This is a genomic window from Liquorilactobacillus nagelii DSM 13675 (assembly GCF_019444005.1).
GTDB lineage: Bacteria > Bacillota > Bacilli > Lactobacillales > Lactobacillaceae > Liquorilactobacillus > Liquorilactobacillus nagelii.
Genome location: NZ_CP049304.1, coordinates 2,229,861 through 2,250,349 on the forward strand (window position 1 = coordinate 2,229,861; position 20,489 = coordinate 2,250,349).

General features: G+C 35.8%; 21 protein-coding genes and 4 pseudogenes. 14 read left to right on the forward strand and 11 right to left on the reverse strand.

Annotated features, from left to right (window positions below):
• Nucleotides 1-21 precede the first annotated feature (21 nt).
• The 3 genes from G6O73_RS11085 to G6O73_RS11095 are packed head-to-tail and all read left to right on the forward strand — an operon-like array spanning nt 22 to nt 1,106.
• Nucleotides 22-339: a PadR family transcriptional regulator gene (locus tag G6O73_RS11085; RefSeq protein WP_057885166.1), complete on the forward strand. Its 318-nt coding sequence runs from the start codon at nt 22-24 to the stop codon at nt 337-339.
• Nucleotides 332-952, forward strand: coding sequence for a DUF1700 domain-containing protein (locus G6O73_RS11090; protein WP_057885167.1), 621 nt, complete (start codon nt 332-334; stop codon nt 950-952). The genes G6O73_RS11085 and G6O73_RS11090 overlap by 8 nt, the downstream gene beginning before the upstream one ends.
• Nucleotides 945-1,106 (forward strand): hypothetical protein, encoded by a 162-nt coding sequence (locus G6O73_RS11095; protein ID WP_157056647.1) that lies wholly within the window; start codon nt 945-947, stop codon nt 1,104-1,106. The genes G6O73_RS11090 and G6O73_RS11095 overlap by 8 nt, the downstream gene beginning before the upstream one ends.
• Nucleotides 1,107-1,329: 223 nt before the next feature.
• On the opposite strand, the pseudogene G6O73_RS12840 reads toward G6O73_RS11095, so the two are convergent.
• From G6O73_RS12840 to iolG, 3 genes and pseudogenes are all read right to left on the reverse strand, one after another.
• Nucleotides 1,330-1,416: pseudogene (locus tag G6O73_RS12840) on the reverse strand (zeta toxin family protein); the annotation flags it as partial.
• 25 nt (nt 1,417-1,441) lie between these two features.
• A pseudogene (locus G6O73_RS11100) lies at nt 1,442-1,715 on the reverse strand (type II toxin-antitoxin system RelB/DinJ family antitoxin).
• A 597-nt stretch (nt 1,716-2,312) separates the two neighbouring features.
• Nucleotides 2,313-3,320: an inositol 2-dehydrogenase gene (iolG, locus tag G6O73_RS11105; protein WP_057885168.1), complete on the reverse strand. Its 1,008-nt coding sequence runs from the start codon at nt 3,318-3,320 to the stop codon at nt 2,313-2,315.
• A gap of 259 nt (nt 3,321-3,579) precedes the next feature.
• On the opposite strand from iolG, the gene pnuC reads away from it, so the two are divergent.
• On the forward strand, nt 3,580-4,344 hold the full coding sequence (gene pnuC, locus G6O73_RS11110; RefSeq protein WP_057885169.1) for a nicotinamide riboside transporter PnuC: 765 nt from the start codon (nt 3,580-3,582) through the stop codon (nt 4,342-4,344).
• Between the two features lie 50 nt (nt 4,345-4,394).
• On the forward strand, nt 4,395-4,859 hold the full coding sequence (locus G6O73_RS11115) for a class Ib ribonucleoside-diphosphate reductase assembly flavoprotein NrdI (RefSeq protein WP_057885364.1): 465 nt from the start codon (nt 4,395-4,397) through the stop codon (nt 4,857-4,859).
• Between the two features lie 437 nt (nt 4,860-5,296).
• Here G6O73_RS11115 and G6O73_RS11120 read toward each other — a convergent pair whose 3' ends face one another.
• A complete protein-coding gene (locus G6O73_RS11120) occupies nt 5,297-6,529 on the reverse strand; it encodes an NRAMP family divalent metal transporter (protein WP_057885365.1) in 1,233 nt (410 codons plus the stop codon).
• Between the two features lie 253 nt (nt 6,530-6,782).
• On the opposite strand from G6O73_RS11120, the gene G6O73_RS11125 reads away from it, so the two are divergent.
• The 6 genes and pseudogenes from G6O73_RS11125 (at nt 6,783) to G6O73_RS11150 (ending at nt 10,829) form a co-directional block, all read left to right on the forward strand.
• The gene (locus tag G6O73_RS11125) at nt 6,783-7,574 is read left to right on the forward strand and encodes a DUF4931 domain-containing protein (protein ID WP_057885170.1); all 792 of its coding nucleotides are present in this window, start codon (nt 6,783-6,785) and stop codon (nt 7,572-7,574) included.
• An 892-nt stretch (nt 7,575-8,466) separates the two neighbouring features.
• The gene (locus G6O73_RS11130) at nt 8,467-8,730 is read left to right on the forward strand and encodes an AbrB/MazE/SpoVT family DNA-binding domain-containing protein (protein WP_057885171.1); all 264 of its coding nucleotides are present in this window, start codon (nt 8,467-8,469) and stop codon (nt 8,728-8,730) included.
• Nucleotides 8,724-9,068, forward strand: coding sequence for a type II toxin-antitoxin system PemK/MazF family toxin (locus G6O73_RS11135; protein ID WP_057885172.1), 345 nt, complete (start codon nt 8,724-8,726; stop codon nt 9,066-9,068). Before G6O73_RS11130 ends, G6O73_RS11135 begins: the two co-directional genes overlap by 7 nt.
• Before the next feature lie 8 nt (nt 9,069-9,076).
• Nucleotides 9,077-9,357: pseudogene (locus G6O73_RS13015) on the forward strand (sugar phosphate nucleotidyltransferase).
• Nucleotides 9,358-9,917: 560 nt separating this feature from the next.
• Entirely contained in the window at nt 9,918-9,980 is a 63-nt protein-coding gene (locus tag G6O73_RS13095; RefSeq protein ID WP_419504877.1) for a putative holin-like toxin, read from the forward strand.
• A gap of 306 nt (nt 9,981-10,286) precedes the next feature.
• On the forward strand, nt 10,287-10,829 hold the full coding sequence (locus G6O73_RS11150) for a hypothetical protein (protein ID WP_057885173.1): 543 nt from the start codon (nt 10,287-10,289) through the stop codon (nt 10,827-10,829).
• A 254-nt stretch (nt 10,830-11,083) separates the two neighbouring features.
• Here G6O73_RS11150 and G6O73_RS11155 read toward each other — a convergent pair whose 3' ends face one another.
• Both G6O73_RS11155 and G6O73_RS11160 read right to left on the reverse strand, forming a co-directional pair.
• Nucleotides 11,084-11,440 carry a type II toxin-antitoxin system YafQ family toxin gene (locus G6O73_RS11155; protein ID WP_057885174.1) on the reverse strand — a complete coding sequence of 119 codons (357 nt, stop codon included), beginning with the start codon at nt 11,438-11,440 and terminating at the stop codon, nt 11,084-11,086.
• A complete protein-coding gene (locus G6O73_RS11160) occupies nt 11,437-11,718 on the reverse strand; it encodes a type II toxin-antitoxin system Phd/YefM family antitoxin (RefSeq protein ID WP_057885175.1) in 282 nt (93 codons plus the stop codon). The genes G6O73_RS11155 and G6O73_RS11160 overlap by 4 nt, the downstream gene beginning before the upstream one ends.
• Nucleotides 11,719-11,799: 81 nt before the next feature.
• Between G6O73_RS11160 and G6O73_RS11165 the strand changes: the two are divergent.
• Nucleotides 11,800-12,344 (forward strand): annotated as a pseudogene (locus tag G6O73_RS11165) (site-specific integrase).
• 28 nt (nt 12,345-12,372) lie between these two features.
• Here G6O73_RS11165 and G6O73_RS11170 read toward each other — a convergent pair.
• From G6O73_RS11170 to treR, 3 genes are all read right to left on the reverse strand, one after another.
• Nucleotides 12,373-12,564 carry a DUF2992 family protein gene (locus tag G6O73_RS11170; protein ID WP_057885176.1) on the reverse strand — a complete coding sequence of 64 codons (192 nt, stop codon included), beginning with the start codon at nt 12,562-12,564 and terminating at the stop codon, nt 12,373-12,375.
• A gap of 148 nt (nt 12,565-12,712) precedes the next feature.
• A complete protein-coding gene (gene treC, locus G6O73_RS11175) occupies nt 12,713-14,377 on the reverse strand; it encodes an alpha,alpha-phosphotrehalase (RefSeq protein WP_057885177.1) in 1,665 nt (554 codons plus the stop codon).
• Nucleotides 14,378-14,393: 16 nt separating this feature from the next.
• Nucleotides 14,394-15,110, reverse strand: coding sequence for a trehalose operon repressor (treR, locus tag G6O73_RS11180; RefSeq protein ID WP_057885178.1), 717 nt, complete (start codon nt 15,108-15,110; stop codon nt 14,394-14,396).
• Between the two features lie 190 nt (nt 15,111-15,300).
• Between treR and G6O73_RS11185 the strand changes: the two genes are divergently transcribed.
• Nucleotides 15,301-17,181, forward strand: coding sequence for a beta-glucoside-specific PTS transporter subunit IIABC (locus tag G6O73_RS11185; RefSeq protein ID WP_057885179.1), 1,881 nt, complete (start codon nt 15,301-15,303; stop codon nt 17,179-17,181).
• A gap of 664 nt (nt 17,182-17,845) precedes the next feature.
• Complete coding sequence (locus G6O73_RS11190) at nt 17,846-18,841, forward strand: DUF1002 domain-containing protein (RefSeq protein WP_083478473.1); 996 nt, start codon at nt 17,846-17,848, stop codon at nt 18,839-18,841.
• A gap of 507 nt (nt 18,842-19,348) precedes the next feature.
• Here the strand turns inward: G6O73_RS11190 and G6O73_RS11195 are convergent.
• Both G6O73_RS11195 and G6O73_RS11200 read right to left on the reverse strand, forming a co-directional pair.
• On the reverse strand, nt 19,349-19,828 hold the full coding sequence (locus tag G6O73_RS11195; protein WP_057885180.1) for a hypothetical protein: 480 nt from the start codon (nt 19,826-19,828) through the stop codon (nt 19,349-19,351).
• A complete protein-coding gene (locus G6O73_RS11200; RefSeq protein ID WP_057885181.1) occupies nt 19,818-20,471 on the reverse strand; it encodes an ABC transporter ATP-binding protein in 654 nt (217 codons plus the stop codon). The genes G6O73_RS11195 and G6O73_RS11200 overlap by 11 nt, the downstream gene beginning before the upstream one ends.
• Nucleotides 20,472-20,489: the final 18 nt, after the last annotated feature.

The window sequence follows — 20,489 nt, forward strand, 5'->3', positions numbered from 1 at the left end:
TATACGTTGGGAGGTGTTAGGATGGATCCGCAATTAAAGAAAGGCTTTCTTGAATATTGTGTATTAGCGATTTTAAAAAAAGCTGATTCTTATGGTTATCAAATTATTCAAAAAGTTCAAGATGTTATTGAAATTTCTGAATCGACACTCTACCCGATGCTGAAACGACTTGAAAAAAAAGAGCTGATTCATAGTTATACTCAAGAATACAATGGACGCTTAAGAAAGTATTATCGTTTAACGGATCAAGGAAATGCAGCGATTTCGCAATTTTTAATGGAGTGGCATTTAATTGAGAAAATTCATGATTTTATCAGTGAGGGGCAAGAAGATGACTAAAAAAGAATTTTTAGTAGAATTGAGCAACAGTTTGAACAAAAATCAAATTGCCGATGTGCAGAGTTATGTCGCAGATTATTCTGAGTTAATTGATGATAAGGTTGATAACGGACAACCCGTAGCTGAAGCTATTGCCAGCTTAGGGCCGATTGAGGAGATCGTCAGCCAGATTAGAAAAGCTGAAGGGATTGCTGCTAGGCCAAAAGTTATTATTGAAAGAAAGCAAATGAGACTATCAACTAAAATTTTACTTAGTATTTTGCTAGTTTTGGGAGCACCGCTTTGGGGTCCGTTGCTGGGTGTAGCTTTAGTTTTGCTGGTGCTAGTTTATAGTTTGCTATGGATTGCTCCGTTTATTGCGGCAGTGATTGGTACATCGTTTATTGGAGCTGGCGGTTTTGGTTTGATAGCGTCACTGGTGGCAATGATTAAAGCGACTTTTGCTTTTGGCCTGTTTCAATTGGGAATGAGCTTAGTGCTATTAGGTGGCGGAATTTTTGCAATCATGTTGGCATGGTATTTAAGTAAGTATTTCATTATTGCTACTGTGTCGTTGACAAAATGGTTAATAAAACATTTTAAACAACAAAAGGGAGTTGATTATCTTGCTTAGCTTTATTACAAAAAAATGGTGGTTGATGGCAATCGGGCTAATAATTATTGGCAGTTTATTAATTTTACTTGCTGGAGCAATGGTCAATTTCAATTGGGGGCATTTACTTAATAATTCAGGGAATGACTGGTATATTTTGTTTATGAAAAATTAAAATTCTTTGCGACAAATATTTTTAAAATTCACGTGTTTATGAGTAAAAAAATGACTATAATAAAGTAACTTTGTACCAGAACAATAGACCGCGGTAGAATCACTTTATCAATAATTAAGAAAATATGCAGTATATTAGTGGTTTCTCAAATTTTTTGGAGATATTCATTTGAAATTGGAGTACCTTCACCCTCACTGTGGTCTAAAGACAAAAAACGATTGACCTAATAATTAGGCCGATCGTTTTTATTTTCCAGATTATTTTTTGACTTAACTTCTGGATTCTGATTAGCAAAGTTTTGTAACTGCTGGGGGGTTCTTTGGCTGATTAAATCGTTAGTCCTCATCTGGATCATTGAGCCAATCAGTAACTTCTTGAACGTTTTTAAACTTAGTTACCGGTGGTAGCCTTTAAAAGGCGTAAATTAGCCTTTTCTTCTTGACTTAAAGCAAGCTCAAAGGGTAATGCTCCATTAGCCACAATTCGCTTATAAAACATGTTAATTGCCGTTGTTGGATTTAAACCTAGTTCATTTAAAATAGCTTCGGTATTGTCGGCTAAGTCTTTATCAATCTGAACCTGTACTCGTTTTTTCCCCTTAACTGCCATGATTGTCTCGCTCCTTTCACTTACTACCCATATTGTACTACCATTTGAGTAGCTAATGAATTAATATAATTCCTCAATTGTTATATGTATGCTGCACTTTTTAATCCTTCGCTATGCTCATCAAATTTTTTTAAGGAAATTGAATACTCAACATAAAGAGGCCGTTATCTTGTGCTGTAACTCCATTGCTTTACCATCTTATTTCATTTAGATTTTATACTATATGATGCATTTTTGTTCTGTCAAATTTTAAAAATTTACATAATGTGTCTTAAAACAAGTAACAGCTATACTAGTCTTGATTTAGGCTATGAATTGGGAAATAACAAATTGATTACATTAACCTGAAATGTTTCATAATAGCTGGGTAAACTATGCCAATTATCAAAAAACACTCAGAACAATCTGAGTATTTTAAGCCTATTTTTTTTGTTAGTTCTAAACATTAAATAATCAAAGAGGCGGAATAGTAATCGTCAAGGGATTCACTTTTTGTGTACTTAATCAACCAGTAACTCAGAGGCCTCAACTCATTTATTTTATGGCGGTTTAATAGCTTCTTCTCAGCCACATTTTCAAGTTAACAAGCAAATTAACTTAGTATTCTAATTGGACTGGTGACTTAGCAATTAACGATTGGTGGCAGGCCAGAGCTAATTGAACAGCACGTAAACCATCTAATCCGGTTACCAAGGGCTGGTGATCAGTGACAATGCAATTATAAAATTCTTTGAATTCAGCAACATAAGCTTGTTGATAACGTTCAATGAAAAAATAAGGAATTTTATCCAAATGTCCGCCATCTTCAAGGTCAATTTCAACATTACTTAGTTTGTCATTTTCTGAGAAAGCTTGGCCTTTTGAACCAAAAACTTCAGCTCGCTGATCATAGCCATAGACTGCTTTACGGCTATTGTCGATTACTCCTAGAGCACCATTAGCAAATTTTAAAGTAACAATTGCGGTATCAATATCACCGAGCTTACCAATTTCTGGATCAACTAGGACGGCCCCTTTAGCGTAAACTTCGGTGACTTCACTCTGACTAAGAAAACGAATTAAGTCTAGATCGTGAATCATCATGTCATTGAATAAACCGCCAGAAACTTTGATGTAATCATAAGAAGGTGGTTCAGGGTCACGCGAAGAGATTTTGATGATTTGCGGTTCACCAAGCTTGCCACTTGCAACGGCTTTTTGAATTGTGTGAAAATTATGATCAAAACGACGATTAAAGCCAACCTGCAATTTTACGTGGCTATCAGCTACAACTTTCAAAACCTCTTTTATGCGAGCGACATCAGTATCAATTGGTTTTTCACACATGATATTTTTCTTTGCGCGAGCTGCGGCCATAATAATTTCTGCATGAGTGTTGGTAGCTGAAGCAATTGCGACAGCTTCAACATCGGAATGTTTTAGCAAGTCTCGGTAATCTTTGGTAGTGTAAGAAATGTTAAACTGTTTGGCTAACTCAACTAATTCAGCTGAATATGGGTCACAAATTGCAGTAACTTCGAATAAGTCACGTAAGTTTGCTAAGTTTTGTAAGTGCATTTTTCCAATTCGACCTAAGCCAATTAAACCAATTTTGATTTTTTTCATTAAAAAAACTCCTTTCTAAAAAACAAGTTAATTACTATTTTGAGCATAACTGACTTGAAGAAGAACGTTTGCGGATTTGTGCATACTCTTTTTTAAATCTCAATCTATATATAGTGTCTATAGAGAACTAATTTGCAAAAAAACACTATATACAGAAATGGTTTTTAAAAGTCAAGACTGTTAATTTATTTCAATAACTCGTATAATGATTCCTTGAACGCAGTTTTACACGACTGCAAAATAGGAAGGGGTTTTTCGTGTGTTTTCTCGCTATGTTGATGTTTTAAGTAATTTGCCGCAATATTCAAAAAATATTTTCCGACGTAATTATTTTGGCTGGTTAATTTCGCAATGCCGTGGCTGGGGCCGTTTCAGTTATGGACTATTATTATTTAACCTAGTTTTACAGATTATTTCGTTAGTGCAATCATTTAATACAGCACCAATTCAGTCAATTGTTGCTTTTATTGGTGGTAACTTATCGGTTGCTTGTGTGATTGGAATTTCGAACCGCTCGGGGATCCAAGGCTGGGCCGGAGCGTTAAGTGCGGTTTGTATTGCTTCAGTTGGTTTTGTAGCTGGAAACTACGCAACAGCCTGTGAACAGTTAGGATATTTGCTGTTTTTGGATTTGTTTTGCATTTTGGATCCAAAATGGAATGACAATATTCAAGCTGAAAAATTTGAAAAAAACAGTGAGTGGTTATACTATGCTTTATTCTTTGCTGGAGCATGGGTAGTGTTTTATTATTTATTTAGTATGACAAATGATCCCCGAGTCTTTTTAGATAGTTTGAATTTGGCGATGGCCGTTACGGGTTCTTTATTGGAACTTAACCGGAAACGAGAACAATATTTTGTTTGGACAATTGCTTCGTTATTTACTATCGCACTGTGGACTCAGACGATGTTGCAAGGTGATGGTAACTTTTCTTTAATTTTTAGTTATAGTGTATTTTTCTTAAACGATATGTATGCTTTCTTTAGTACTCGTGGCTGGTTTCGGACCGCAAAAACTAAATAAAGCTAAGAATTGATCTAGGAGGAAAAGACATGAATGAGCAGTCAGCTCCAATTAGAATTTTATTTATTAGTATTTCTGGCAACACGCGGGCGTTTGTCAAAAAAATGACAGAATATGCGCAAAAGAACCGGCAGAGTGATTCCAAAGCCAGATTAGTTGAAGCAACTGAAGTAACAAACGGAAACCAGTTGATTGAAATGCGTCAACCATTTGCTGTTTTTGTGCCAACATATCTTGATGGTGGTGATGGCATTAATAGTAGCAATCATGAAATTATGACCAATGAGTTACATGATACTTTGGAAGATAATAACAATTATCGCAAGTGTTATGGGGTTGTTGGGAGTGGCAATCGTAACTTTAATGCTCAATTTGGGCTAACTGCTAAACAATATGCCAATCAATTCGGTTTTCCGGTAATTGATTTTTATGAATTGCGGGGAACTTCTGCTGATGTAGTTCGCGTTTATCAGCATTTAAGTGAATTTCAGCAACGTTTCGAAGAAAAAAACTAAACAACAATTAATGAGTTTGAGAATTTCTACTATATTATTTGGTAAAAAGCTCTCAAACTCATTTTATTTTGTTTAATTGATTTGATATTAAAGTTCAAATTTTAATCTCCCCTTAATCAAAGTATCAAGGTTAATTGCGAATAATGCACTAATTTGAATTAGTCGATCAAGATCTGGGTAGGTGATTACTGAATTTCATTTTGAAACTGCTTGGTGATTGCTATTCAAGCGCTTTGCCAAATCATCTTGGGTTAGATGGTATTTTTCACGATTGGTCTTAATTTGTTGTTCGAGATGCATTTGAATCAACTCACTTTCAATAGTTAATGCCTATATTGTTGAGCATAAATGCAAAAAAGCCCGCTAATTATCAGCTCATTTACGCACTAAAAGTTGCAAAGCTGATATAGCGGGCGTTTATAATTTTAAGTGTAACATTACCAAAGTTTTAGTGTCGGGCCAACCATATATAAACCGAATAACATTACAATTAAGCAGCAACTCGTAACGATCCATTTATACCAACCATGCATCCGATATTGGGCTGGTAAAACTTTTGCTTCCAATAAGAGCAAAAAACCTAATACAATGGGTAACAATAAAGCATTCATTACTTCAACAGTGATTGACAATGATACCAAGTTAAAATTAATTAATACTAGAAAAGCACCAATGATGTGGGCTAAAGCATACATTAGATAAAAGCCAAAATTATTGCGATTTAACTTTTCATTCAGACTATGCGGCCAGTTGAGTACCTCGGTAATGCCCCAAGTACCAGCTAGGGCAACGACCAAAGCAGCTACTAAAGCACCTCCTAACAAACTAACACCGATTAACATTTTGGCCATTGTGGTTCCCAGAAAAGGAGCTAAAGAAGTTGCCAAATCGCCGACGGTGTTGAGTGCTGTTTGTCCGTGATGCTGACCGACAGTTGCGGCGAAAGTAATTACAAAGACGATCATAATTCCTTGAGTGATTACGGTTCCAACAGCTGTATCATGTTGTTCTTTACGTAAAACAGCTGGAGACAATTTTTTGTCAACAACGGCTCCTTGTTGATAAAAAATCATCCAAGGCATAATTACAGCACCCACATTGGCTGCTACAAGATAAATATAAGAGGAACTGTGGTAGGGAACAGTCAATAATCCTTGACCAATTGCTGAAATACTAGGATGAACCATGAACATTGCAGCAATAAAAGCTAGTTCAGCTAAGCCGATAACAATTCCAGTTTTTTCTACTCGACGATAACTACCACTAAAGGCAATGCCAACTAACAAGATCGTGGCGATGGGAACAGTGATCCATTTGGAAATACCAAATAGTTCACCAACTCCGGCAATTCCGGCAAACTCGGTTAAAAGAGCACCAATTGCTGAAGCGGCCAGAGTTCCGGCAGACAAAATTGCCCAACCGAGTCCAAAGTTATCACGAATTAATTCACCATGGCCTTTGCCAGTAACGATTCCTAAACGGACTGTCATTTCTTGGGCCATAAATAGAATTGGAATCAATAATAACTGTGGCAAAATCATTGTATATTGCCATTGAGCTCCAGATTGAGCCGCTGTAATTAGACAGCCAGCATCAGTATCGGCCAGCATGACAACTAGGCCAGGACCCCAGACTTTGAGAAGTTTTTTAAAACTAAATGAATGAGTAATTGAATGGCTAGCTGGCTTGGGACTTAAAGATAGCAAATGATCACTTCCAATAATCTAATTTAGAAACATTCTAGTAAATGAGAATCATTATCAATTAAAACAACTGAATTTTAACACATTTCTAACTAAAAAAACTACCTTGAGCAAATTTTTTTAGTTGAATTTGTATTAAAAGAACAATAAGCCTAAACTAGCCTTACCAGATAATAATTTCAGTTATCGTTTTTTAGACTGAAGTGAAAGGAATTAATTAATGAATCCCAATGTCATAGTATTTCAACCTCAGATTGCTCGTCAGAAACCGGAAACAATAGTTCATCGTGATCATAGCTGTCCGTTTTGTGATGTAGCCAATCTGGAAAAAATTATTCAACAAGAAGCTGATCGAATTTGGTTAGTTAATAAGTACCGGACGTTAGCCAAGACCTGGCAAACGGTAATTATTGAAACGGCTGTTCATGAAGGTGATATTTCGACATATTCTCATGAACAGAATCGGGCAATTTTAAAGTTTGCGCTGAATGCTCGGCAGCAGACACAAGCCAGCGGAAAGTACCGTAGCACTGCGCTTTATAAAAACTACGGTCCATTGTCTGGTGGCAGTTTATCACACCCACATTTACAAATTGTTGGTTTTGAAGAAGCAGACATTTATCAGCAGATAAAGCCAGAAAATTTTCAGGGGATGAAGGTAGTGGCTGATGATAGAGTTGAACTAAATCTTGCGACTGAGCCAATTATGGGCTTTGTCGAATTTAACTTGATTTTACGAGATATCAATCAGATCGATGAGTTCGCAGATTACTTACAGTTGGTAATCCAATATTTATTGGGTGATTATTTCAATGGCCGGTGCAATTCGTATAATTTGTTTTTTTATCCTGCACCCCAACAGCAGATAATTGCCAAAGTGGTGCCACGCTTTATTGCTTCACCATATTTTGTTGGCTATAAGGCATCTCAGGTAAATGATTACCAACGTTTAGCTGAGATTAGCCAAGAATTGGCGGCCAAAGCACAGCAAAAACTTCCACAATATAAATAATAGGTGGAATGACGATTTTTTGAACTTTTAGGCACAAAAAAACAGCCCAGCGAGATAATGTTTGTTTTCAGTTACACTTTACTACCAACATTTATCTCTTTTGATACTAATTGATACAGTTCCAGACTTCAAGGATCGTGATACATCCAAAAGCAATTACTGTTCAATTATCTCACTGGACTGCTGAGAAATAAGGGAATTATCAAGCTTTAACCTCTTTTCTAACCGCAATCACGGTTTATTTGCTAGACTACCATGTTTTAAATGATGCCCAGCAAGATTATAGGCTTTGCTATAACCCCTTACACTTCGTATTATAGCACAAAAGAAATCGGTTACAATTAAAACGCTCACCTTTGCTGGAAATTAAAAATAGGCTCACAAATGAAGTTGCTTTACTAGTGTTGAAAAATTGCGGTGAAGTATAACTTAGACTATAAATTTTACTTTTCAGGATTTGGTGGCAGTCTGCGGTTAACAAATCAACCACTTGGCGAGAGGAGAGTATAAAATAGTTTGTGCAAATGAATAAAAATCCTATTGAAAAGGGAATCTCTTCCCCTTATGATTAAATCATCCAAATCAAACCAAAACGGAAGGATTCCCCATGGATCAACAGTAAAATGGATAGTAGCTGTCCTATTCATATTTTTAGGGATTCTAACTGATACAAAACTTCCTTTGTATAAAGTAACTTTGGGTAAAATGAATTTTTTTAAGTTAAAATAATATTAAAAAAACTCCCAAAAATATTGATTTAGAAACTTTTTTTGTATTATGCTCTTATCAATATAAGAAAAGAGAAATTTGAATGACCTCCAGTAAGAATAATTACGTTTTGTATCTACATGGGATATACTTGACTCGGGATGACAATTTAGGAGGGGAAAATATGGAACGTATTAAAGAACAAACACGCCTGGCAAAGTGGGGAAACTCGAAAGCTGCTAGAATTCCTAGCCAAATTATTAAACAACTGAAATTAGATGATAATCAAGATATGACAATAACAATTGAAAATGGATCGATTGTTTTAACACCAATAAAAAAGAACCCAACCAATATTCACGAACTATTTAAGGATTGGCAAGATGACGGGAAACGGGATCACGAGCTTGATTGGGGAAAGTCAGAAGGTAATGAGCTTCAATGGTAAGCCAAGGTGATATATTTTATGTTAACTTTAATCTGAGTCGTGGTCATAAACAGATGAATAGGCGGCCGGCAATTGCTCTAAGCAATGATCTAGTCTGTCAGACAAGTAACATGACGATTGTGGCGCCGATTAGTAGTACCGAGCGTAATTTTCCGCTATATCATCAACTAACTAGTAGTCAAACAGTCTATGGAAAAGTATTATTAGATCAAACAATAGCCTTAGATTTGCGGGCAAGACATGTCATTGACGAAGCTATTGTTGATCATGTATCGCGTGAAGAATTAGAAGAAATAATCTCATTGTACAAATTATTGTTCAGTATTGATGATGAATAAAAAAAGCTATTTTTGTTTCGAATCAATTAACATCTATACTAAAAAAATGTGTGGATTTAAAAAGGGGTGGCATACTATTTGCATATCAGGTTTCAGATTCTGAACGTTACGGGGTAATTGAGTTCGATAAAGAGCATCATGTAACAAATATTGTCGAAAGCCTAAGCACCCTAAAACGAACTTTGCTGTTTCTGGCATCTACTTTTATGACAATCGGGTCTGTAAGATTGCTACAAAGATGATTCCTTCGGATAGAGGGGAGCTTGAGATTACGGATATCAACGACTGAGGGAGTTCAGCCGTGAAAGTGTTTGGTTTGCAGGGACTACTGCAAGTCTTTACAATGCAGCTGAATATATTGAAACAATTGAAAGTCGGCAGGGCTTGAAGATTGGTTGCTTGGAAGAAATTGCTCTCCGAAAAGGATATATTTCTAAAGAAAAGCTGATTAATATAATATCACGATATTCTGAAGGTGAGTATAAAAGCTACTTAGAGAGTATTATTTCTGAAGGAAAGTAGAATGAGTTGGATAAACATACTAGCTGATTTTATTAATAAAATACAATATTTTTTGTAGCGTAGTATCTATAAAAAACGATATTAATTAGATTTCATTTAAAAATTCAATGATGATTATACAACCTTCATTTGTAAGTATGGCAATAGTAAACACCATTTCATCATCACTTACCTTGTTATTGTGCTTGGTTGATTTACGGAATAGATCAAGCAAGAAGTTTTAAGGCGGTGGCTGTCTTTTCTCTTGCGAGGTGAGGCCCATGGGAACATGGAATAATCTTCAGGAAGGTTTCACAGTCAATGAGCGTCTTCCAGACACTCTCGTTGATGTTGCTGTTTACAATGTTTATTTTAGCGTTGCTAACCTACATCGACAAAAGGAAAAAATAAAAAAGCCGCCCTGCTCAACTTTGGTAGGTTACAGGGCGAACTAGTGTCGTTTTAATATCTGCCACCGCCTTTGAAGCGGCTTGCATGGGAAGTCCTGTTATCAGCGGGGCTTCCTTTTTCATACTCTTATTATAGCATGACTTAACAAAACTGGCTAACATTTCAGACTTTGATTAGATTCGGGATCGGGTTGTTTGATTTTTGGATTTTCTTCAGCAAATGCTTTCAGCTGTTTTAGCGTTCGCTCACTGATTTCTTGGTGAACCTCATGTAACTGGTTTTTTAGTTCTGATTTTTGTTGAGGATATGTTAACAGGATATTCTGGCAACTTAGGATTCTCAATTCCAACAAAGTGGGCTTTCGATCAGTTTGCAGAAATTTCAATTAGTGATTTTGCAATTGATAAGGTTGCGACTAGTTCTACCCGAGAAACAGCGACTAAAGATTTTAACATTACTAATTCTGAGGGTAATAATGATGATCTTCAAAGAATAAATAATATCATTCAAGAACTTGCAGATAATAATGGACTTTTTCAGTTTGTAAAATCAGTTGGTGTTAAAGCTTTTGGTGAAACTTATACGGTAGAGACTCTATTAGTTACGTTAATGTTAAAGGTTGATGTAGGCAGTTCAATTTCAACGAATAATAGCAATTTAGGAGTTACTTATAATGTGACTAATGGAGATGTTAGTTTTACGCTTGATGACCCAATTAAAGAATTATTAACAGAGAACAACGCGGCATTGGGAGCAGACCAAGTAGTTAAGAAAGTTCAGCAAGCAGCCGGAACGATTAAAAATGGCTTGACCCCAGTAGAATACCGGGAGCAAGCCATGGTTGCTTAATTCAAAATCTAAATTGTCTAACTTTTCTATTGCACTTCAAATCATTGTTTGCTCTTTTAGCATGAATAATACTATTTTGAGAAACTAAAAACATTAGGAAAAGTAATTAAGGGCTCCGGACATTACATTCCAGAAGAAAAACTGCAAGAATTGGCTGTACAACTCTTGGAGTTTATTAAAGGGTTAATTTAAATATAAATTTAGGGTCAATAATCTTAAATCGCCCCTCAAAAACATTGATAAAATAGCTTCTTTTATTTGTCATTTTTTCGATAACTTTTAGACTGATTTTGCCCAGGAAATAAACGATCGTGCGATCCTACTCGAATTCCGATTAAGACTAGTTCATCTTTATCAATCGTATAAACAACCAGGACATCGTTAGTTTCATTTGGTATTTTGTTTTTCGGTGTATCTCGTAAATGAAATTCATTATATCCGCTCATTCGCCGATTAAGCTCATGATCTTCAAATTCTGGTGGCAATTGTTGTTGTTCAAGTAACAGGTCGATAGCTGCTCGAGCTTCATCAATAATAGTTTTGTTTAAACTGGCTAACCGCTTCAGGTCGGCGTTAAAAGTGGCACGTGGTTTAAACTTTAGTTTTTTCATGCTTTAAACTTACCCCAATAATCATCATTTGATTCTACAATTTCATCATCAGGCAAAACATGTCGTTTAATTAATTGATCACGCGCAATTGCATATTCTAATGAGCCTTCTTTCGCTTTTAATGCTCTTTCTAGCCAGTCCATTTTTTCTTGCGAAACGATGGCCACTGCTCGATTATTTGAACGTGCAATATAAACGGTTTCGTCTTCGTCATTAACTTGGTCCAAATATTTTTTTAGATTAGCGCGGAAATCGCTTTGTGTTAGTGCCAATGTCATATTACCACCCTCTCTTTGTACTTAATGTTGTACTTCAATTTGTACTAAAAATCAAAAAATTCATTTAAAAGGGCTAAAATTATGCAACAAGTTGTCTCACCTATCAAAGATTCAAACGTCCTCAAAGAAGTGCAAAATACTTTACTCAATAATTTCAAAGCTGGCCGACGTAACTATACAGCTTTTCAAGTTGGTAATAAGAGTCAGTGACGTCATGTGCTTAAAACAGGCCGATATCTTTAATCCAGACGATTCTATTAAACAAAACGCGTTCATTCACGACAAAAAAACTGGTAAACCTAACATCTTGTATCTTAAGCCAGTTCAAACAGACCTCTTATTGTATCGTCAAGGGGCTGCTTGTCTGAATGGCTTTTTCCTTCTATCAAACACCCAGAACGACATATCACAGAAAAATAGTTTTACAAAGTTATGGGCAGAGTCGGTGATTTATCAGATATTAATTACCTAGGTACGCACACAATGCGCAAAAATGGTGCTTATCGAGTTTACATGCAATCTAATTACAATATTGGCCTAGGCATGTACTTTTTAAATTTTTCCAGTGAAGCCCTTTAGCTTATTTAGGCTTGGACCAAGCAAGTACCGAAACCATGTTGGATTAAATTGATTTTGGTTAGAATTGATTATTTTTTAGTTGTTGGCGAAAAAATGAATTTTTGTCCAAAAAGTATTCACTAAACGATAAATGTCGCACGTTTTAGGTTCAGCCGGACCTAGAATAAGTTGTCCGACTTCATAGACGGAATCCCAAGAACGCTCAAAAATAGCTTTGTAAAAGGGTGGCTCAAATATAATAGTCAATGAACTTTTAATGGTATCCATTAGACTACCTCCTTAAAGTTAATTAAGAAAGAAGGACAACCAAGGAGGCAGGTTACTGATAGCTATTTGCTATGTCCGGACTACCAACCGAACAGTGTTTTTACTTTCCACTCACATTCTAGTACAGATACTTAGCCATGACAATCGGCTATAAAGTACACCAAACTAAACTTTCATAGGGCCGAAGGTGTAACTCCTGTGGCAATTTATCTAAGTTATTAGGATAATTACTCAACAAAATCTTGCCTTTTTGTTTGGTACACATAGTTGGAAGCTTAACAATCGTGTCAGTGCCATAGAAATTGTTAAAGACAAAGATTTTTTCACTTGAATCGGCGAGACATCTAGCGTATGCAAAAACAGCATGATTGTCTTCCAACAAGGGGATAAAGTGCCCCTGGGAAATGAGTCGGTAATTTTTTCTAAGCGCAATTAGTTTTTGGTAATAGTTAAAGATTTCGCCGTGATCTAGTTCGGCGTTAACATTAATTTCTGCTTGATTAGTTGGTTGCAGCCAGGGTGTGCCATTAGTGAATCCGGCAGTTGCCGAAGCATCCCAGTGCATAGGAATACGCGAGTTATCACGGGATTTACCTTTGATTAAGTTAAAAGCTGCTTGCGGTGTTTTCCCTTGCCGCAACAGTTCTTTATAAGCATTCAGGGACTCAACATCAACAAAATCAGAAATAGACTTGTAATCGGGGTTAATCATGCCGAGTTCTTCGCCTTGATAGATAAAAGGTGTACCTCGTAGACAATGAAGAGCAGTAGCCAACATTTGAGCTGATTTTATTCGATATTTGTCGGTATCGCCAAAGCGACTTAAAGCCCAAGGTTGATCGTGGTTATTCCAAAAAAGGGCATTCCAACCGTTACCGCGATCCATGTTTAATTGCCAGGAGGTCAGTAGTGATTTTAATTTCATGAAATCAAAGGGCATGTTAGACCACTTTTGACCGTTTTTATAGTCTACTTTTAGATGATGAAAGGTAAAGACCATAGATAGTTCATGTTCTTGTGGTCGCGTGTATTCAATTGAATTTGCAATACTAGTGGATGACATTTCACCAACTGTAATAATCTCTTTATCTTGGCCAAAACTATTTTGGTTTAGTTCTTTAAGATATTGATGAACAACAGGAGTATCAGTGTACAAAGTTTTTTCTTGAATTGGATTGAGTGAATCAACTAGTTCATGATCCTTGCCAATAACGTTGATAACGTCAAACCGAAAGCCTTGAACGCCTTTTTTACGCCAAAAGTTTACAATTTTACTAGCTTCAGCGCGAACATCAGGATTGTGCCAATCTAGGTCAGCTTGAGTTGGATCGTATAGATGCAGATAATATAGCTCACTTTGACCAAAACGACTCCAAGCAGGGCCACCAAACTTAGATTGCCAGTTGTTCGGCAGACTGCCAGCAACTTTAGCAGGTCGTAGATAAAAATAGCGTTGATATTTTTTATTACCAGCAAGCGCTTTTTGAAACCATTCATGTTGGGTGGAACAGTGATTAAATACCATATCCAACATCACACCAACATTAATTTTTTTAAGTTCGGCAACTAATTGTTCAAAATCAGCCATTGTACCAAAACGTTCATCAATCTGATAGTAATCAGCAATATCATAGCCATTATCATTTTGTGGTGAAACAAAGAAAGGGTTAAACCAAATCATATCGACATTCAATTTAGCAATATAAGGTATTTTGGCAATGATGCCTTGCAAGTCGCCTAAACCATCGCCATCACTATCATAAAATGATTTTGGATAAATTTGATAGATAACTTTTTCGCCTAAATTAATCATAATATCCTCCTAATAGCTATATTTTACGTCGACGAGCAAAGTCGTTAAAACTAAACTCGTCAGGATTATGGTATGAAGCGGTAATTTGAAAAAGGGAGGTATCTTCTAAATATGTTTTGCTAAAAACCAAAACAGCTCGTTTGTCATGGTCAAGGTGCAAAGCTTGTGCAATATAATCATCGACCTTGCGAACGGTTATTTCTTTAGTAGCATAGGAGATCTTTATTCCTAACTCATCTTCTAGATAAGCATAAATCGAATTTTTAGCAGCAGCTAGTGGTAATGATTTTACCGTTGGATTTAGGAGATAGTCTCGGTCTAAAACAGCAGGCTCACCATCAATTAAACGTAATCTTTCTAAATAGAAAACTTTTTTTGCAGGAACTGCTTCGATAGAAAGATTAGCAGGCAATTTATCTAATTCTTCTAGACGTAAAACTTTGGTTTCAGCATTCATTCCCAAGGCTTGGTTAAGTTCTTTGAAACTAGTAATGCCAGAAACAGGAAAGGAATATCTTTGGATATCCAAAACAAGTGATCCTTTGCCTTTAATTTTTTGAATTAAACCGAGATCCATCAGATCCTCTAGGGCTTTGCGGACAGTATTTCGAGCAGCACCATATAATTCTGAAAGTTGATTTTCACTAGGTAGATATTCCCCTGGACTATATACTTTATGCTTAATCTTGAGTGCGATATCACGAGTGATGATCTCTTGTTTGCTATTTTCCATATTAAAACACATTCTCCTAATGACTTTTTATATTATTATATTATTTGATGTGCGCACAAGCAATGCAAACTACAATAAAATTACTAATATTTAAACAAATAAAATGCTTACAATATAATTGACACTTGTGCGCACAAGTTGTAATATAATTTTGAAAGGAAAACGCTTTAACAAAATGGAGGTAAAACTAATGGCAAAAAAAGATTATACCCAGTTAGCGGACAACGTTATTAAAGATGTTGGTGGAAAAGACAATATAAAAAACGTTATCCATTGTATTACCCGGCTGCGCTTCTATCTAAAAGATGAGAGCAAAGCTAATGATGATGCTCTGCGAGAAAATAGTGATGTATTAGACGTTATCCATGCTTCAGGTCAATATCAGGTTGTTATTGGTAACGAAGTAAGCAATGTTTTTGATGCAGTTAGCAAACAACTTGGCGCGGATTTTAGCGATGGTGAACAAGATATAACAACAAACAATGATAATGATAAACGCAATCCGATAACGCGTGGATTTGAAAATTTAATTGGTTTTATTACAGGGGCAATGAGCCCGGTTATAGGCGTAATTGCAGCAGCTGGTATTATTAAAGGTATTTTGGCATTATTAACATTACCACAACTTGGTTCATTATTAAGTTCAACCAGTGTTCTTTATATTACAATAAGTGCAATTGCAGATTCTGCTTTTTATTTTCTGCCTATACTAGTTGGTTATGCAGCTGCTAAAAGATTAAACAGTGATCCAATAGTTGCAGCCGTTATTGGTGGTGTATTAGCATATCCATCCCTGGTTAATTATGGGAAAGCCTTTAAGTTAATGTTTGAGATCGGTGGCTTCAAATTTCAATTTTTGAATTATACGTACTCGATTTTTCCAATGATTTTGGCTGCTTATATGGCTAAAAAACTAAGTGAATGGTTAAAAGAGCATCTTCCAAGTTATTTGCAGATGATTTTTAATCCCTTAATTACAGTAATGATTGTTTCGACAATTACACTTGTGATTACAGGCCCTATTATTCAAGGCTTTGCCAATGGAATTGCTGATGTAATCAACTGGTTGGTTAACGCTTCTGGCTGGCTTGGCGGTTTTGTTATTGGAGGATTCTACCAAGTTCTAGTTATTTTCGGTTTGCATTGGGGCGTTGTTCCGCTGGTTGCTCAACAAATTACGGGAAGTGGACAAAGTGCGTTAAATGCGATTATCTGTTCAACAATGGTTTCACAAGGGGCTGCTGTTTTAGCAGTTGCCATCAAGTCGCATAAAGATAAGATCAAAGAAGTTGGTTTTGCAGCTGCAATTTCAGCTTTTTGCGGAGTAACAGAGCCGGCAATTTACGGGGTTAACTTACGCTATCGTAAAGTCTTTATCTCTGGTTTAATGGGTTCGGCTGTCGGTGGTTTGATAACTGGTTTAATGCACGGAACAATGTATGGTTTTACAGGATCATTAATTGGCTTTTCTTCTTTCTTCAATCCTCAACATCCAACTGATTTAAATAGTTTCTATGCCTTCTTATTGGCTAGTGCAGCAGCACTTGTAGTATCGTTTATTGCAACCTGGTTCTGGGGTTATAACGATAACATGGAGATAGGCAAGAAAGTTGATAAGAAACAACGCCCAGGTTCAAAAATTACGACCCAAACAGGTACTAAAGAAACTTTGAGTGTTCCAGTTGAAGGCAAAGTTATTCCATTATCAAAAGTAAACGATCAGGTGTTTTCTGCAGGTACTATGGGAGAAGGCTTTGCAGTTGAGCCAACTAAAGGAATATTACGGGCACCAGTTGATGCAGAAGTAACGGTTGCATATGAAACAGGTCATGCAATTGGGTTAACTACTATGGCTGGAGCAGAAATTCTTTTGCATATTGGTTTGGATACAGTAATGATGAAAGGCAAAGGCTTCGATGTCAAAGTCAAACAAGAACAGTTTGTTAAACGAGGAGATGTACTTGTTGAATTTGATATTGATGCGATTAAACAAGCGGGCTATGATCCAACGGTAATTGTGGTGATCACAGATCCACATGGTGTAGATGTAGCGACACCAGCATTAGCGTAAGAAAAGTAGTTGAATAGTTGAAAAGTGTCTGTGAAGTGTATCACCGAGATTGGACAACAATTCGGGGAGGCTTCATGTTATAATTTTCTGCAAAGAAGTTTAGTAACACTATTGACACCAAAACCCCTAACGATTCGCGGTCGTTAGGGTTTTTTTTGGTGGGCTAGATGTTGCCTATTTAGTTTTCTTGCGATGCAATAGCCGTAAAACAAGCGAATATTAAGCCGACCACAAGAGAAGCAAAGAAAATTAGTAAACAATCTGTGCATCTCCCAACTGTTGCAGTTTGGTGTGCATTCTCCCAAAGTTCTTTATTTTGTGTGAGATAAATATTTTCGTTGGGATGTTTAAGATCCTTGCCAGCTTGATAAACTTTTAATATCTTTTATATGTGAAGGCTAATTCACGTGTGGTAAGATGTCTATAGGCCATTGTGGTTATCTTTTTTGATTAGGAATATTCAAAAGTCTACCCTAAATGGCTTTTTGTTTCTAATTTAATTTTACAAATGACGTATACAAGTGAAAAAGGTTTCCTGATAAATAAATATTTGGACTTTTTATCGAGGAACAACAAGAAAGGTGTAATTCAAATGAACTTCAAAAAAATGATTTTTGCGATCTCGATTGGATTAATGGTTGGTGGTGCTGTTTCGATTAAAGAAATGCATGCGTTAGCTGATAACAATACAAATGCAAGTACCAATAATAGTAGCAGTTCTTCGGCTGTTAACTCAAGCAGTACATCAAATTCAAACGATGATAATGTTGACTCATCAAGCTCGAGCCAAGTAACTTTAAGTCAACCTGTTTTGACCTTAGGAACATCGTTGACCAATTCCGAGGAAAGCGAGGTTGCTAAGACGCTAGAAGATGCCGCTAATGTCGATAGCAGTAATGTTCAAACAATTACAATTGATGGGGCTGATTTAGTTCAGTATCTAAACCCAAGCGGGGACAGTTTTACTGATAATTCAGGTGTTTGGTCATCAGCTTTAATTCAAAAAACTAATAATGGTGGGATCAATGTAAAGATTGTTGACTACAATGGTTCGAATAATATTACGACGATTACCCAGAATCAGTATCGTAATGCGGCTTTAACTGCTGGAATTACAAATGCTAATATCTATGTAACTAGTCCACGGTCGATAGATGGTTCTGGGGCTTTGGCTGGTGTTTATGTTGCTTACAGTGCTGCGGGAAATTCCTTGAATCAAAAGAATATTAATAATGCACAAGAGGAACAAAATTTACTAAGCAACATTACGCAATCTAATAAAGGTAAAGATGGTTACACCGATAGCCAATTGAATAATGCTGTTGCCGGAGCCAAACAGGAAATAGCAGCTTCAAAGAATCCGGCTAGCTTAAGTCGACAAGATATTGCTGATATTGTTGATAAAGAACTTAAGAAAAACGGTTTGAACAACATTGTAACTCAAAATCAGGCAAATCAGATCATCAGTTTGTTGCAAAAAATTGCTGCTTCTGGAGTTATGAACCGTCAATCATTTAAAGATCAGGCAAGCAAATTATCACAAAATATTCAAGACAATGCTAAAAATATTTTTAATAAATTAAAAAACAATAAAGGCTTATGGGCTAAAGTTAAACAATTCTTCAGTGATATTGTAACTGATTTACAAAATTTATTTTAACTAATTCTAATGTAAAAATCTCTTGGTTTTAATTAGGCAAATGCTTGCCCTAAATTAACTTCGCAAGGGATTTTTTAGTTTGCTTATCGATATACGCTCTATGACATCTTTTTTCAGGTTGACTAATAGCGGTGTAAAAACATAAATGATCGTTCTAGAATTTCTTGCTGTTTTATTTCGGGGTGCTTTTTGAAAAATATTCGGGCAGGTTCATTCTTGAAAGCTTTAACTTGGTTAGCATATCTACTTTTGAAGTTAGGTGTACATGGTCTGGCTGATTTTCAGATATTCTAAGCTGCTTCATGGAAATCGGCAATTTGCTGAATAATTTTATGTTTATTTAGAGGCGATGATATTTTTATTACAATCAAGGAGGAAAATAATTTAGTAAACCGATGGAGACAGATTTGGTGTTGAAAACCTTGGATTAAGTGTCTTGAGATCAGGCAATAGGTGCTCAAACCACTTGAGCCAAGACGATATATAAACTTTTTATTAGTTATATATCTAGAAATTATTTTTAAAAATATAGTTTTTGTACGTTAAATCACCACTTCTAGTTTTGATTACTAAAAAAAGTGGACCGTCGTAAGTAGGGTCCTTCTGAGTATCGCCACTAAGGGTATTGATTCCTTTATGTAATTTTACGAGCCCTTTCTCTTTTTGATTGTTAACAATAAGATTTTCAAATTGGTTACTTGGCTTCTTATATCCTTCCAATAAATAAAAGTTATCTGCTGATAATGTAATTTCTTTGTCGGTTTTTAACTTAAGGCAAAATTGATATCCAGCTAGACGATGCTTTTGTGTGAATGAAACCGTTTCACAATTTCCAAGTATTTTTTCTTTTTTTGTCACAGCTATACTAGCTACCGTAAAATGTTGATACTTTTTTTGATTGTCATTATTAATACAGATAAGGCCAACTAAGAGAAAAACACAGCAAATTAGTACTCCATAGAATATTAACCTCCTTTTATTTTTCACTGATCTCTTCCTCTCGTATGATACTCCCGTCGCTATAAACAAAAATCTTATCTGCAATTTCTGTCAGAAAATTTTTATCATGGCTAGAAATTAAAATGGTTTTTCCAAGCTTTTTTTGATCTTTAAGCATTGAAAGAAGAAATTGTTGACCTTCCTCGTCTAAAGCATTAGTAGGCTCGTCAAATATTAGAATGTCTGCATCTCCGATTAGAGCCATCGCTATTGAGAGACGCTGTTTCATGCCTAAAGAGAACTCTTTCACCTTACGCTTATCATCAGGTTTCAGTCCAACGTATGAAAGTAATTGCGGAATTTTTTCGGAGTTATGCTTTCCTAAAAGTGCTAAAAGTTCAAGATTTTCTTGGGCTGTTTTATGAATTAATGGTCCGTACTCAGTAATTGAAAATCCGACATCTTGTGCGAATAGAGTGTCTTTCCTAATTTCTTCATTATTTACAACTATTTTCCCACTGGTAGGGCGAACAAAGCCTAAAATCACTTTAAAAGTCATGGTTTTACCAGAACCATTTGGCCCACTAAATCCGTAAATTTTATTTTTATTAATAGTTAAATTAATGTTTTGTAAAATTACTTTCTTTTTGATTTTTTTATAGAGGTTTTTTATTTGAATAACATTTTCCATTAACTAGTACTCCCTTTA

Coding starts and splice junctions, on each gene's coding strand:
- G6O73_RS11185 (WP_057885179.1), top strand. CDS start 15,301: ATGGCAAAAAAAGATTATACCCAGTTAGCGGACAACGTTATTAAAGAT.
- G6O73_RS11090 (WP_057885167.1), top strand. CDS start 332: ATGACTAAAAAAGAATTTTTAGTAGAATTGAGCAACAGTTTGAACAAA.
- G6O73_RS11125 (WP_057885170.1), top strand. CDS start 6,783: ATGAATCCCAATGTCATAGTATTTCAACCTCAGATTGCTCGTCAGAAA.
- G6O73_RS11200 (WP_057885181.1), bottom strand. CDS start 20,471: ATGGAAAATGTTATTCAAATAAAAAACCTCTATAAAAAAATCAAAAAG.
- G6O73_RS11190 (WP_083478473.1), top strand. CDS start 17,846: ATGCATGCGTTAGCTGATAACAATACAAATGCAAGTACCAATAATAGT.
- G6O73_RS11160 (WP_057885175.1), bottom strand. CDS start 11,718: ATGACATTGGCACTAACACAAAGCGATTTCCGCGCTAATCTAAAAAAA.
- treC (WP_057885177.1), bottom strand. CDS start 14,377: ATGATTAATTTAGGCGAAAAAGTTATCTATCAAATTTATCCAAAATCA.
- iolG (WP_057885168.1), bottom strand. CDS start 3,320: ATGAAAAAAATCAAAATTGGTTTAATTGGCTTAGGTCGAATTGGAAAA.
- G6O73_RS11135 (WP_057885172.1), top strand. CDS start 8,724: ATGGTAAGCCAAGGTGATATATTTTATGTTAACTTTAATCTGAGTCGT.
- treR (WP_057885178.1), bottom strand. CDS start 15,110: ATGGAAAATAGCAAACAAGAGATCATCACTCGTGATATCGCACTCAAG.
- G6O73_RS11170 (WP_057885176.1), bottom strand. CDS start 12,564: ATGGATACCATTAAAAGTTCATTGACTATTATATTTGAGCCACCCTTT.
- G6O73_RS11130 (WP_057885171.1), top strand. CDS start 8,467: ATGGAACGTATTAAAGAACAAACACGCCTGGCAAAGTGGGGAAACTCG.
- G6O73_RS11150 (WP_057885173.1), top strand. CDS start 10,287: ATGTTAACAGGATATTCTGGCAACTTAGGATTCTCAATTCCAACAAAG.
- G6O73_RS11155 (WP_057885174.1), bottom strand. CDS start 11,440: ATGAAAAAACTAAAGTTTAAACCACGTGCCACTTTTAACGCCGACCTG.
- G6O73_RS11085 (WP_057885166.1), top strand. CDS start 22: ATGGATCCGCAATTAAAGAAAGGCTTTCTTGAATATTGTGTATTAGCG.